The sequence below is a fragment of the Sinomonas cyclohexanicum genome (assembly GCF_020886775.1).
Taxonomy (GTDB): domain Bacteria; phylum Actinomycetota; class Actinomycetes; order Actinomycetales; family Micrococcaceae; genus Sinomonas; species Sinomonas cyclohexanicum.
In genome coordinates, this window is sequence record NZ_AP024525.1 from 1,527,645 (window position 1) to 1,540,782 (window position 13,138).

Genomic DNA, 13,138 nt, shown 5'->3' on the forward strand with positions numbered 1-13,138 from the left:
CACACAACTGAATCCCCCGGCCGGGCCGGGACCCTTACCATCTGACCCAATGCTGGGTGGAACCGTGGGGCCCTTGGCAGGCGCAATCGGCCCGGACCGGGGACCCTTGAACCGTCAGGCCCGCTTCCAGTCCCCCCCCAAGGTGTTGGCGGGCCTGACTCATGCCCCGCCCCTCGCCCGCCCTGCGGCGTCGGCGGCGGTGCGGCGGGCCGCGTCGGTCGGGTGGCCGTAGATGTTCGCCGTGGTCGCGATGTTGGAGTGCCCGAGGCGGCGGGACACGGTCACGAGGTCCACGCCGGCGGCTGTGAGCCACGCCCCGTGGGAGTGGCGGAGCCAGTGGATCGTGGGCCGTGCGGGGAGGTGCCCGCCCACCCGTTCCGGGTCGGTCATGCGGGCCGTGGCGTGGCCCCAGATGCGCTTCTCGAAGACCCGGTAGGAGATGTACCCGCCGGTCTCGGGGTCGGGCACGAGCGGGTCCGTCGGTGGCCGTCCCTTGGTGGAGGCTTTGAGGAGCTTGTCGAGGTCGTCGTCGATGTCGATGACCCGGTTCGACTCGTCCGTCTTGGGCTTCCCGACGTAGTAGCGGGCCCTGTCGTCGCGTTTCCACGTCTTCGTGACGGTGACCGACGCGAGGACGTTCTCGGTGCCTGGTGTGTAGTCGGCGACGGTGAGGGCGGCCGCCTCACCCACACGCATGCCCGTCCCGGCGAGGAGCTCCACGAACAGGCGCCACGGCTCGGGGATCTCGGGCAGGACGATGGCCCGGTACTGGGCCGGTTCGATGAGTTTGGCGCGGAGGGTGGTGCGCCGGGGTTTGGGGAGGCGGACACGGCGGGTGGGGTTGTCGTCGCGGATGCCTTCGGCGATGCACGTGTTCATGATCGCGGAGAGGAGCATGTGGCATTGGGCGATGGTGTTGGGTGCGAGGCCTGCGGTGTCGAGGGTGTTGACCCATCGGCGGACGTCGTTGCGGGTGAGGTCGGCGGCGCGGCGGGTGCCGAGGTGGGGGAGGATGTGGAGGCGGATGTTGATCTCGTAGGTGCGTTTGGTGCCGGGGTCCACGCCGGTGATGGTGTTGAGGTGGTCGTGGGCGGCGTGGGTGATGGTGAGGCCTTCGGCGTAGGCGTGTTCCTGGGCGTCGAGGGCGAGTTCGTAGGTCTGGTGGTTGGCGTTGAGGAAGTCGGCGAGCTGTTGGGCGCGGTTGGGGTCGTCGAAGGTCTTTGAGCGTTGTCTGCTGTCGCGGGTGCCGCCTTCGCGCCAGAGGACGGCGTAGGCTTGTGTGCCGTCGGCCCGGGTTCTGGGCTGTACTGAGGCCATGGTGGGGGCTCCTTCCGTGGGTTCAACCAACACCGGCGCGTTTTCTGTCAACACGTCACTCCCGATTGTAGGCGGGAGTAGGGCGGGAAGGGTATGGAGATTTATGGCTGAGATCACTCGCGACGACGTTGCGCACCTCGCGCAGCTCGCGCGGATCGAGATGAGCGAGGCGGAACTCGACAAGATGGCGGGCGAGCTGGCCCACATCGTCGATGCCGTCAAGAGCGTGAGCGAGGCCGCCGGGCCCGACGTGCCCGCCACGAGCCACCCGATCCCGCTGCAGAACGTCTTCCGCGAGGACGTCGTGGGGCACGTGCTCACGCCCGCCGAGGCGCTCTCCGGCGCCCCCGACTCTGACGAGGACCGCTTCAAGGTCCCGGCCATCCTGGACGAGGAGTAGACGATGAGCACCGACAAGAGCCTCAACCCCCTCATCACGTCCACCGCGTCCGCCCTGGCGGAGAAGCTCGCCGCCAAGGAGGTCTCCTCCGAGGAGGTCACGCAGGCGCACCTCGACCGGATTGCCGAGGTCGACGGCGGGGAGCGCGGCGTCCACGCGTTCCTGCACGTCAACACGGAGGAGGCGCTCGCCGTCGCCCGCGAGGTGGACTCGATCCGCGCCGCAGGCGGGGACGACGCCGCAGCCCTCCACCCGCTCGCGGGCGTCCCGATCGCGATCAAGGACCTCATCGTCACGGTGGGCCAGCCCACGACGGCGGGCTCCCGCATCCTCGAGGGCTGGATGAGCCCCTACGATGCGACCGTCATCAAGAAGATCCGGGCCGCGAAGCTCCCGATCCTCGGCAAGACCAACCTCGACGAGTTCGCGATGGGCTCCTCCACGGAGCACTCGGCTTTCGGCCCGACCCGCAACCCGTGGGACCTCGACCGCATCCCCGGCGGCTCCGGCGGCGGTTCGGCCGCGGCCGTCGCGGCGTTCGAGGCGCCCCTCGCGCTCGGCACCGACACGGGCGGCTCGATCCGCCAGCCTGGCGCCGTCACCGGCACGGTCGGCGTCAAGCCGACGTACGGCGCGGTGTCCCGCTACGGCGCGATCGCGATGGCCTCGAGCCTGGACCAGATCGGCCCGGTCTCCCGTTCGGTGCTCGACGCCGCGCTCCTCCAGGAGCTCATCGGAGGCCACGACCCGTTCGACTCGACCTCGCTGACCGACGCGTTCGACACGCTGGCCGAGGCCGCGCGCGGCGGCGCCGCCCCTGGCTCGCTCAAGGGGCTGCGCATCGGCGTCGTGAAGGAGCTCGGCGGCGAGGGCTACCAGTCCGGCGTCGAGGCCCGGTTCCGGGAATCGCTCGAGCTGCTCAAGGGCGCCGGCGCGCAGATCGTCGAGGTCTCGTGCCCCAACTTCAAGTACGCCCTCGGCGCGTACTACCTCATCATGCCGTCCGAGGTCTCGAGCAACCTCGCGAAGTTCGACGGCGTCCGGTACGGCCTGCGCGTCACGCCCCAGGACGGCCCCCTCACCATCGAGCGCGTCATGGCCGCGACCCGCGCCGCCGGGTTCGGCGACGAGGCGAAGCGCCGCATCATCCTCGGCACATACGCCCTCTCGGCCGGCTACTACGACGCCTACTACGGCTCGGCCCAGAAGGTCCGTACCCTCATCCAGCGGGACTTCGACGCGGCGTTCGCCCAGGCGGATGTCCTCATCTCCCCGACGGCGCCCACGACGGCGTTCAAGCTCGGCGAGAAGCTCGACGACCCGCTCGCGATGTACCTCAACGACGTCGCGACCATCCCGGCGAACCTTGCCGGCGTGCCCGGTCTGTCCCTCCCGAGTGGACTCGCCGACGAGGACGGCCTGCCCGCGGGCCTCCAGATCCTCGCCCCCGCCCGCCAGGACGCCCGTCTGTACAAGGTCGGCGCGGCCCTCGAGAATCTGCTCGAGGCGCAGTGGGGCGGCCCGCTGCTCGCCCAGGCCCCGGCGCTCTAAGAAGGAGAGAGAAATGGCATCCACTGACGAGATCCTGTCCTTCGACGAGGCCATGGAGAAGTTCGACCCGGTCCTCGGCTTTGAGGTCCACGTCGAGCTCAACACGAAGACCAAGATGTTCTCCTCGGCACCGAACGTGTTCGGCGACGACCCGAACACCGACGTCAACGAGGTGGACCTCGGCATGCCCGGCGTCCTGCCGGTGGTGAACAAGGCCGCCGTCGAGTCGAGCATCAAGATCGGCCTGGCGCTCAACTGCGAGATCGCTGAGTCCTGCCGGTTCGCCCGGAAGAACTACTTCTACCCGGACACGCCCAAGAACTTCCAGACCTCCCAGTACGACGAGCCGATCGCCCACGACGGCTGGCTCGACATCGAACTCGAGGACGGGACCGTGTTCCACGTCGAGATCGAGCGCGCGCACATGGAGGAGGACGCGGGCAAGCTCACCCACATGGGCGGCGCGACCGGCCGCATCCAGGGCGCCGACTACTCCCTCGTGGACTACAACCGGGCGGGCGTCCCGCTCGTCGAGATCGTCACCAAGCCGATCGTCGGGGCCGGTTCCCGCGCCCCCGAGCTCGCCAAGGCGTACGTCGCCGCGGTCCGTGAGATCGTGAAGAACCTCGGCGTCTCGGACGCGCGCATGGAGCGCGGCAACGTCCGCTGCGACGCGAACGTCTCGCTCATGCCCAAGGGCGCCACGCAGTTCGGCACCCGCTCCGAGACGAAGAACGTCAACTCGCTCCGCTCGGTCGAGCACGCCGTCCGCTTCGAGATCCAGCGCCACGCGGCGATCCTCTCGGCGGGGGAGAAGGTCACCCAGGAGACGCGCCACTGGCACGAGGACACGCGCACGACGACGGCCGGTCGCCCGAAGAGCGACGCCGACGACTACCGCTACTTCCCCGAGCCGGACCTCGTCCCCGTGGTCCCGAGCCGCGAGTGGGTCGAGGAGCTCCGCGCCTCCCTCCCGGAGCCCCCGGCCGAGCGCCGCAAGCGTCTCAAGGAATCGTGGCGGTTCGCGGACGCCGAGTTCCGCGACGTCGTCAACGCGGGCGTCATCGACGAGATCGAGGCGACCATCGCCGCCGGTGCGACCGCCCAGGCCGCCCGCAAGTGGTGGATGGGCGAGATCGTGGGCCGCGCCAAGGCCGCCGACGTCGACCCGGCAGACCTCGGCGTGAGCCCCGAGGCCATCGTCGAGCTCAACGGCCTCGTCGAGCACGGCAAGCTCAACAACAAGATGGCAGGCCAGGTCCTCGACGGCGTGATCGCTGGCGAGGGCACCCCGACCGAGGTCATGGAGGCCCGCGGCCTTGTCCTGGTCTCCGACGACGGACCCCTCCTCGAGGCGATCGACGCCGCGCTCGCAGCGCAGCCCGACGTCGCGGACAAGATCCGCGGCGGCAAGGTCCAGGCGGTCGGCGCGATCGTCGGCGGCGTCATGAAGGCGACGCGCGGCCAGGCCGACGCCGGCCGCGTCCGCGAGCTCATCCTCGAGAAGCTGGGTGTGAGCGCCTAAGGGCCAGCTGTACTGACAGCCAGCCAGCCGCACGACGGCGCCAAGCCTCCAGGGGCGGGCATTCCCCGAGAGGGGAGGCCCGCCCTTTGGCGTGCCCAAGCCTCTTGCCATGACTCAAGCCCTTTTGCCGTGCCCGCCCACACGCTCGCACCATGGGTAGAAGGGGCCAAGAGAGGGCCCCGCTACCTATGGGAGGTCCGCATGACGGCGCAGGTGAACTATTTCGAGATCGGCACCCCGGACCCTGAGGGCGCGCGGGCCTTCTACGGCGGGCTGTTCGGCTGGGAGTTCGGGGAGCCGTCCCCGGTGGGCTACCGCATGGTGAACACGGACCAGGGCGGCCTGTGGGACAGCAGCGGGATCGGCGGGGACCATTGGGCGGTGTTCTACGTCCAAGTGGAGGATGTGGCCGTCGCCGTCGCCGAGGCCGAGCGTCTCGGGGCCACGGTCGCCCTCCCGCTCGTCAACAACGGCGCCATCGAGTTCGCCCATCTCGTCGACCCGGCCGGGAACCGGTTCGGGATCTGGCGGCCGCTGGCTGCATAGGCTTCACCCCGCATTCTGGACAGTACCGCCGTCTGTAGACAGAGGTATTGTCCACAATCTGAGGTATCTTCGTGCCGCCGCGGTTCAGGCGGACGCACGACGGCGCCACTCGCCTCCCGCGGGCAGCGCACCTGGGCCTTCGGCACCTACTGGCGCAGCGCCGTCGTGCGTATTCTTGGGCCCATGGCGCCACTGATCCAGTACCACGCGACGGTCCTCGGCAGCCCCGACCCACAGGCGGCGGCACGCTTCTACTCCAACCTGCTGGGGTGGGAGCTCGGCGACGACGAACAGGAGTGGACCACGGTCCTCGACCCGGCCGGCGGGCGGCAGCTCTCCTTCCAGTTCGAGGAGGACTACGAGCGGCCTGTGTGGCCCGAGCAGCCTGGGAAGCAACAGCAGATGATGCACCTTGACCTGCTCGTGACGGATCTCGCCAAGGCCGCGGCGCACGCCGAGGACTGCGGAGCCACGAGGTCTGCCCACCAGCCGCAGGAGGACGTCATCGTGTTCTTCGACCCGGACGGCCACCCGTTCTGCCTCTTCGAGAACTGATCCGCGGGTTGTCGGTGGCCCTGCTACCCTGCCAATTCCACCGAGCCCCCCGAAATCTCAGAATCTTCTTAGACCGGGGTTCCTACGCTGAATCCCATGACCTCGCAGCAGCGCACCCACGCCCGCACCGACTCCACGACGGCTCGACTGTTCCGGGCGCTCGATCTGGACTTCCCGCGCGGCCGGAACCAGCCGGCGCTCGTGCGCTGGATCCTCGCGAGCGTCGTCGCGGTCGTCGTCTCCGTGCTGGCCTGTGGGGCGCTGGCGGCCGCCGGGGTCGCGTGGTTCCCCGAGACTGCGGGCTATGAGCACTTCGGCTTCGTCGACTACACGAAGCTCACTGTGATCGGTGTGGGCCTCGCGTGCCTCGCCTGGCCCGTCGTGACATGGTTCTCGTCGCGGGCGTGGAAGCCGTTCCTGTGGCTCGCCATCCTCGTGACCATCGTCGGCCTCGCGCCGGACGCCTGGATCCTCTACAAGGGCCAGCCCGCCAACGCCATCGGCGTGCTCGTACTCATGCACTTCGCGGTGGCACTCATCACCTACCCGGCGCTCGTCTTCATCGCCCCGCAGCGTCGCGCCGAAGCCCAGCCCCGCCGAGCCTAGCCCGCCGAAGCGGAGGCATCAGAGGCCGCCGCTGAAGAGGCCGGTCCCTCTCAGGGGCCCGGCCTCTTCGGACCTGCCTCATACGCGTGCACGGACCAGCGCCATCATCTCCCGCAGGAATGCCGCGATGTCCATGGGCCACCGCGAGGTGACGAGGTTCCGGTCGACCACCACCTCGGCGTCTTCCCAGAGCCCGCCGGCCGCCGTGATCTCCTCGGGGACGCCGTCGCCCCAATACGATGTGAGCCGCCTCCCGTCCAGGACGCCTGCCGAGACGAGCAGATACGGGCCGTGGCAGATCGCGGCGACGGGCTTGTTCGCGGCGAAGAATGAGCGGGCGATCTCCACGGCGTGGGCATGATGCCTGACCGTGGTGGGCGCGCCGTCGGGCTTGCCGCCGGGCACCAGGAGGAGGTCGTAGTCGTCCGGATCGACCTCGTCGATGCGCTTGTTCGCGACGATGAAGTACCAGTTGCTCTCGCCGGTGATCTTTCCCGCTTCCGGAGCGGCGATGTCCACCTTCCACCCGGCCTCGACGAGGCGGAAGACCGGGACATACAATTCCAGATCCTCGAATTTGTCCGCGGAGAGGACAACCGCTTTCGGCGCCTTGTCATCGGAGGATTGGGGAATGACGCCGTATTCACTAGCTGTCATGCCCTCATTTTAGAAGCGCGGTCAAGGCGCGGGCCGGGGTGCTGCGGCGGTGCGGTGCTCCGCCTCTTGGACGAGGTCATCCACGAGTCCCCGCAGGGTCTCGACGACGGCCTGCACCGACTGCCGGCCGGCGTTCTCGGGGCGGATGAGCAGGTCGATGCTGCGCTTCGTCCCGATCCCGGCAAGCGGTCGGAGCACGACTCCGCGCGGCAGCCCGATCCCCGCCGTGTACCGGGGAAGCAGGCCCAGGACCCCGCCGCCCGCCACGATCGCCGCGACGGTCGAGTAGTCGTTGATCCGGTGGGAGACCTCGGGCGAGCGGCTCGCGACCGCACCGATGGCGGCCAGGACGTCGGCGGGCGAGTACCCCGGCCGGCTCGAGATCCACGGCTCGCCGGCCACGTCCTCGGGGGCCAGTTCGGGCATCGCGGCAAGCGGGTGCCCGGCCGGGAGCGCGACGTCGAACGGCTCCTGCACGAGCGGCACCACGACGAGCCTGTCCTCGGGCCATGCCTCCGTGTGGGCCAGCCGGTGCGCGAGCACGATGTCATACCTGCCTGTCAGCGCCGGGAAGCCGTGCTGTGGGACGTCCTCGTCGGCGAGCCGGAGCCTCGGCGAGGGGCCCGCGGAGGCCGGCCCGCCGGCGTCGTGCGCTGTGGGTTGCGGGGGAGGCTCCGCGAGCCGCGCCGTGAGCCTTCCGAAGAGTGCCTGCGCGGCCGAGTGGAACGCGCTCACACTCACGATCCCCGCCGGGTCCTCGTGGTAGGCGCCGATCGCGGCGCGCGCATCCGCCATGGCGCGCACGACGGCGCCGCCCGCCTCCGCGAGGACCCTCCCCGCATCCGTGAGGACAAGATTGCGGCCCTCCTTGCGGGTCAGCTGCGTGCCCGCGCTGCGGGTGAGCAGGGCCAGCTGCTGGGAGACGGCGGATGGTGTGACCATGAGCTCCTCCGCCACGGCCTTGACGCTCCCGAGCTCACCCAGCTCGCGGAGGATCTGCAGCTGCCTCACGTCCATGGTGAGAACACTATTGCCTCGGCCAGCCATCGCCTCAGCCGGCCAGGCCGTTCGCGAGCGCGTAGAGGCTCGCCCCGACCCGGTTCGTCACGCCGAGCTTGCCGTAGATGCGCTCCACATGGTTGCGGACGGTCTTCTCCGAGAGTGTGAACCGCTCGGCGATCTGCCGGTTGGACTCGCCGCGCGCCACGTGGACGAGGATCTCGGCCTCGCGGGGCGTGAGCCCGTCCGCGCGGCGTGTTCGCGGGACCGGGCCGTGTCCGGCGGCCGCGAGGACCGCCTCGACGGCCGTGGGGTCGAGCCGCCCCGAAGATGCCCGTTCACGGAGCCTCGCCGCGGCCTGCGCGGGGGAGAACTCGGCGCGGTACGGCCGCGGCTCGAGGGCGGACTCGTAGGCGACGGCGGCCGCCAGCAGGCGGTCGGCGGCAGGGAGCGCCGCAGCCGTGAGTGAGCGGGGGTAGCCGCCGCCGTCGGGCTGCTCGTGGTGGTTGGCCGCGATGCGCGGCACCTCCCCGAGGCCCTCGACCCGCTCGAGGACGCGTCCGGTCAGGTACGGGTGCAGCCTCGCCCGCTCCCACTGGACTTCGGACAGTTCGCCGGCCTGCTCCCAGATCTGGTTCGACACGCCGATCCGGCCGACGTCGTGGACGTGCCCCGCGCGGCGGACGGCGGTGACCTGGCCGGCGTCGAGCCCCGCGACGGCGGCAGCGCGTGCGGCGAGGTCCGCGACCGCCCGCGAGTGACCGAGTGTGAACGGGCACTTGAGGTCCACGAAGTCGCCGATGGCGACGAGCATCCTGTCCAGCTCGGCGGGGGCCATCGGGTGGTTCCGGTCCGGCGACTCGGCGAGGACGGCGTCCCAGTGGCTCCCGGTCTGGGGTGGGGCGAGGATCTCGCGCGGCGCGGCGAGGAAGGCATCCGCGACCGCCGGGTCGAATTGGCCGCCGCGCCGCGACCGGACCATGTACTCCGCGCCGCCGGGACCGTACGTGCGGTCATGGACCTCGGCGAGGTCGGCGACGTGGGCGATCCGCATCTCGAGCGGGATCGCGTCGCCGGACAGCCGCGCGGGGCTGCCCGCGCCGTCGTACCTCTCGAAAGTCGCCGCGAGCGACCGCTGCACCCGTTCGGGGAGCCCCATCTCGGCGGCCAGGAGCGCCGCCGAGGCGCAGTGCGAGTGGATCATCTCCCCGAGCTGGCGCCGCGGATCCCGCAGGAGCTGGGCCATCACCTTGAGGCGCTCGGGGAGCGGGGCGCCGTGGGCGACGTTGCCGAGCAGGAACCGCATGTACGGCAGGCCGGCCCAGTCCACCAGGTAGGCCTCGCGCTTGACCGCGATGTCGTCCCCGAACCAGCGGATGTACTCGTGGGAGTCCGCGTGGCACCCGACCCACATCACGAGCGTGGCGTAGAAGGCGGACTCGCGGTCCTCGCTGGGCAGGCCGAGCCGGTCGGCGACGCGCGTCGCAATGATCGCCGAGCGGAGGACGTGCTCCGCCGGCTGGCCGAGGCCGAGGTCGATCGCGATCGACAGGGCCGCCAGGAGCTCTGTCCGCCGGGTGGCGACCTGGGGCATGCAGCCATCCTCCCGCGGTCGGAATCGCCAGGGAAGGGCGCCCTCAGACGGCGCTCTCCCGGAGCTCCCGGTCGTGCTGGGCCGCCGAGACGTGCCGGGCCGGGTCGAAGGACTCGTAGTGGACGTAGCCCGTCATGAACAGGCCGCGCTGGGGCAGCCAGAAGTCGCCCAGCCGTTCCTGCTCGGGGAGCGGACGGGGTTCTCCGAGGTCACGGCCGTCGAGCAGCGCGTGGCTGTCCTCGACGGCCCAGATCCTCTTGGGCGCCATGGCAAAGTGCTGGCCGTTGGGCACGGACCCCTCGAGCCGGAGCGTCCCGGTCCGCAGCATGGGGCCGGATGCGCGGCCCATGACGCCGAGGCTCGCAGGGCTGGTCCACGCCCGCTCCGGCATGAGGGAGCATACGGACGTCATCAGCCGCGTGATTGGCGTGTCCGCGAGGGCGGTGGTCCACTCGAGCGTTCCGCCGATGGACACGCGCATGGTGAAGCCGTCCAGCCAGTCGACCCTGATCGGCCCGCGCACCGAAGGGCGGGTGCACGCGGCGCCGATGTAGCGCTCGCAGCTGTGCTCGGGATCGTTGGTCGAGTAGACCGTCCAGTCTCCGCCGGGACTGCGGTGCCAGACCGCCGTGTAGTCAGGCCCGAAGCTCGTGGTCATCCGCCGTGTTGCGAGGTAGTCGCCGGATTCGAAGGCCAGCCCGACGAGGCCCGAGCCGGCGATGCGCTCGTCATCGCCGCGGGGCAGGACCGGAATCTCCTCGGCGGCGGCGCGGGGGGTGTTCATGGCGGGGCTCCTTCCTGTGATGCTTGTCTGTGATGATCGTGAGCCGCCATCCGCGGCCGGGTCATGGGGCATCTGCCTCATCCTCGTACACGTAAGCTGAAACTGAATCGTCCCTTGAGAAACCTGCGGTTGTTCTAAGCCGTGTGGTGGAATTGAATGGCCTCATGAAGGCCCTGTACAAGCCCGGCCCGCAGGCCGGCTTCGAGTTCACCGAGCGCCCCGAGCCGCAGGCCGGTCCTGCGGACGTCAAGATCCGCGTCCACGCCACCGGCATCTGCGGCACGGACCTGCACCTCCAGTCGTGGGACGCATCCGCCCAGGAGATGGCCACGGCCCCCCTTCATCCCCGGCCATGAGTTCTACGGCGAGGTCGTCGAGACCGGCGAGGACGTCAAGGTGGTCAAGGTCGGCGACCGCGTTTCGGGTGAGGGCCACATCGTGTGCGGGATGTGCCGCAACTGCCGCGCCGGCCGCCGCCAGATGTGCATCAACGTGGTCAGCGTCGGCGTGCAGCGCGACGGCGCGTTCGCCGAATACGTCGTCATCCCGGAGGCCAATGTGTGGGTCCATCATGACTCGCTCATCACCCCCGAGCTCGGCGCCGTCTTCGACCCGTTCGGCAACGCCGTCCACACGGCGCTGAGCTTCCCGCTCGTCGGCGAGGACGTGCTCATCACCGGCGCCGGCCCGATCGGCCTCATGGCCATCTCCGTGGCCCGCCACGCGGGGGCCCGCAAGATCGCGATCACCGACGTCTCGGAGCGGCGCCTCGAGCTCGCACGGCAGATGGGCGCCGACCTCGCCGTCGACGTCTCGACCATGTCCGTCCGGGACGCCCAGAGCGAGCTCGGCATGCTCGAGGGCTTCGACGTCGGCTTCGAGATGTCCGGCCGCCCGGCCGCGCTCGCCGGGATGATCGAGAACATGAACCACGGAGGCAGGATCGCCATGCTGGGCCTTCCCTCCGAGCCCGCCGAGATCGACTGGACCAAGATCGTGACCCACATGCTCACGCTCAAGGGCATCTACGGCCGCGAGATGTTCGAGACCTGGTACGCCATGAGCGCCATGCTGTCCTCCAATCCCGTGCTCCGCCGCAACGTCGCGTCCGTGGTGACCGACGTCCTGCCCGCCTCGCGCTGGGAGGAGGGGTTCGCCGTCGCCCGCTCTGGCAGCGGCGGCAAAGTGGTGCTGGACTGGACCGGCGTCTAGGCCGCGAAGAGGCGAAGAGGACCAGAAAGCGACGAGGGCCAGAAAGCGAAGAGGGAGAGAGAAGCATGTTCGCAGGTGTGAGGGAGCAGCTCGCCGCGGAGCTGGACGAGATCCGCGCCGCCGGGACGTTCAAGGAGGAGCGGCACATCGACTCGCCGCAGTCGGCGCACATCCAGGCCGGGCCGCTCGGCGCGCCGGCGGGGGAGGTGCTCAATTTCTGCGCCAACAACTACCTGGGCCTCTCGGACCATCCGGACCTCATCGCGTCGGCGAAGAGGGCCCTCGACGAGCGTGGCTTCGGCATGGCGTCGGTGCGGTTCATCTGCGGCACCCAGGACGCGCACCTCGAGCTCGAGCGCCGCGTCTCCGAGTTCCTCGGCACGGAGGGCACCATCCTGTTCTCGAGCTGCTTCGACGCGAACGGCGGCGTGTTCGAGGCGCTGCTCGGAGCCGAGGACGCCGTCATCTCGGATGCCCTCAACCACGCCTCGATCATCGACGGCATCCGCCTCTGCAAGGCCGCCCGGCTGCGGTACGCGAACCGGGACATGGGCGAGCTCGAGGCCCGCCTGCAGGAGGCCAAGGCGATGCACGACGGCGCCGGGGCGCGCCGGGTGCTCATCGTCACCGACGGTGTCTTCTCGATGGACGGGTACCTCGCGCCGCTCCGCGAGATCTGCGACCTCGCGGACACGTACGGCGCGATGGTCATGGTCGACGACTCCCACGCCGTCGGGTTCATGGGCGCCACCGGGGCCGGAACCCCCGAGCATGCAGGCGTCTCCGACCGGGTGGACATCTACACGGGCACGTTCGGAAAGGCGCTCGGCGGCGCCTCGGGCGGCTATGTGTCCGGCCGCGCCGAGATCGTCGCGACGCTGCGCCAGAAGGCCCGGCCCTACCTGTTCTCCAACTCCGTGGCCCCGGCGATCGTGGCCGCCACGATGACCGCGCTGGAGCTCGTGGCCGGCTCGGCGGACCTGCGCGAGCAGCTATTCGCCAACGCCGCGCTCTTCCGGAAGCGGATGGGCGAGGAGGGCTTCGAGCTCCTGGACGGCGAGCACGCGATCGTCCCGGTCATGTTCGGGGACGCCGCGCTCGCCGGACGGATCGCGGCCGAGATGCTCGCCCACGGCGTGTACGTCACGGCCTTCTCCTATCCCGTGGTGCCCAAGGGCCTGGCCCGCATCCGCGTCCAGCTCTCGGCGGCGCACACGCCCGAGGACGTCGAGACCGCGGTCACAGCGTTCGTCGCCGCGCGGGAAGCGATATCCGCCGGCACGGTGTGACATGGATCACGCTCCCACATGATCGGCATGCCCTACCGAAACCGGGAGCGCGCTCTTACCGTGGAAGGTGCCGGACGCTCTGAGCGACGCCGGGGAGGGGCAG

At 70.2% G+C, this 13,138-nt stretch carries 12 protein-coding genes and 1 pseudogene; 8 read left to right on the top strand and 5 right to left on the bottom strand.

The window, feature by feature from the left end; translation table 11 throughout:
* Positions 1-159 precede the first annotated feature (159 nt).
* A complete protein-coding gene (locus SCMU_RS07300; protein WP_229232355.1) occupies positions 160-1,317 on the bottom strand; it encodes a tyrosine-type recombinase/integrase in 1,158 nt (385 codons plus the stop codon).
* Positions 1,318-1,420: 103 nt separating this feature from the next.
* Between SCMU_RS07300 and gatC the strand changes: the two genes are divergently transcribed.
* From gatC to SCMU_RS07330, 6 genes are all read left to right on the top strand, one after another.
* Positions 1,421-1,717, top strand: a complete 297-nt coding sequence (gene gatC / locus SCMU_RS07305; protein WP_229232356.1) for an Asp-tRNA(Asn)/Glu-tRNA(Gln) amidotransferase subunit GatC — start codon at positions 1,421-1,423, stop codon at positions 1,715-1,717.
* 3 nt (positions 1,718-1,720) lie between these two features.
* Positions 1,721-3,268, top strand: a complete 1,548-nt coding sequence (gene gatA, locus SCMU_RS07310; protein ID WP_229232357.1) for an Asp-tRNA(Asn)/Glu-tRNA(Gln) amidotransferase subunit GatA — start codon at positions 1,721-1,723, stop codon at positions 3,266-3,268.
* 13 nt (positions 3,269-3,281) lie between these two features.
* Positions 3,282-4,793 carry an Asp-tRNA(Asn)/Glu-tRNA(Gln) amidotransferase subunit GatB gene (gene gatB / locus SCMU_RS07315; protein WP_229232358.1) on the top strand — a complete coding sequence of 504 codons (1,512 nt, stop codon included), beginning with the start codon at positions 3,282-3,284 and terminating at the stop codon, positions 4,791-4,793.
* A gap of 201 nt (positions 4,794-4,994) precedes the next feature.
* Entirely contained in the window at positions 4,995-5,339 is a 345-nt protein-coding gene (locus SCMU_RS07320) for a VOC family protein (protein WP_229232359.1), read from the top strand.
* A gap of 183 nt (positions 5,340-5,522) precedes the next feature.
* Positions 5,523-5,894: a VOC family protein gene (locus tag SCMU_RS07325; protein ID WP_229232360.1), complete on the top strand. Its 372-nt coding sequence runs from the start codon at positions 5,523-5,525 to the stop codon at positions 5,892-5,894.
* A 96-nt stretch (positions 5,895-5,990) separates the two neighbouring features.
* Positions 5,991-6,500 (top strand): DUF6069 family protein, encoded by a 510-nt coding sequence (locus SCMU_RS07330; protein WP_229232361.1) that lies wholly within the window; start codon positions 5,991-5,993, stop codon positions 6,498-6,500.
* A gap of 78 nt (positions 6,501-6,578) precedes the next feature.
* Here the strand turns inward: SCMU_RS07330 and SCMU_RS07335 are convergent, their stop codons facing one another.
* The 4 genes from SCMU_RS07335 to SCMU_RS07350 are packed head-to-tail and all read right to left on the bottom strand — an operon-like array spanning position 6,579 to position 10,534.
* Positions 6,579-7,157: a type 1 glutamine amidotransferase domain-containing protein gene (locus SCMU_RS07335; protein WP_229232362.1), complete on the bottom strand. Its 579-nt coding sequence runs from the start codon at positions 7,155-7,157 to the stop codon at positions 6,579-6,581.
* A 21-nt stretch (positions 7,158-7,178) separates the two neighbouring features.
* Complete coding sequence (locus SCMU_RS07340) at positions 7,179-8,174, bottom strand: LysR family transcriptional regulator (protein WP_229232363.1); 996 nt, start codon at positions 8,172-8,174, stop codon at positions 7,179-7,181.
* A 34-nt stretch (positions 8,175-8,208) separates the two neighbouring features.
* Complete coding sequence (locus SCMU_RS07345; RefSeq protein ID WP_229232364.1) at positions 8,209-9,750, bottom strand: HD domain-containing phosphohydrolase; 1,542 nt, start codon at positions 9,748-9,750, stop codon at positions 8,209-8,211.
* A 43-nt stretch (positions 9,751-9,793) separates the two neighbouring features.
* Entirely contained in the window at positions 9,794-10,534 is a 741-nt protein-coding gene (locus tag SCMU_RS07350; protein ID WP_229232365.1) for a hypothetical protein, read from the bottom strand.
* A gap of 164 nt (positions 10,535-10,698) precedes the next feature.
* Here SCMU_RS07350 and tdh point away from each other — a divergent pair.
* Together tdh and SCMU_RS07360 are read left to right on the top strand one after the other, a co-directional pair.
* A pseudogene (gene tdh / locus SCMU_RS07355) lies at positions 10,699-11,746 on the top strand (L-threonine 3-dehydrogenase).
* A 65-nt stretch (positions 11,747-11,811) separates the two neighbouring features.
* Positions 11,812-13,035: a glycine C-acetyltransferase gene (locus SCMU_RS07360; RefSeq protein ID WP_229232366.1), complete on the top strand. Its 1,224-nt coding sequence runs from the start codon at positions 11,812-11,814 to the stop codon at positions 13,033-13,035.
* Positions 13,036-13,138 lie beyond the last annotated feature (103 nt).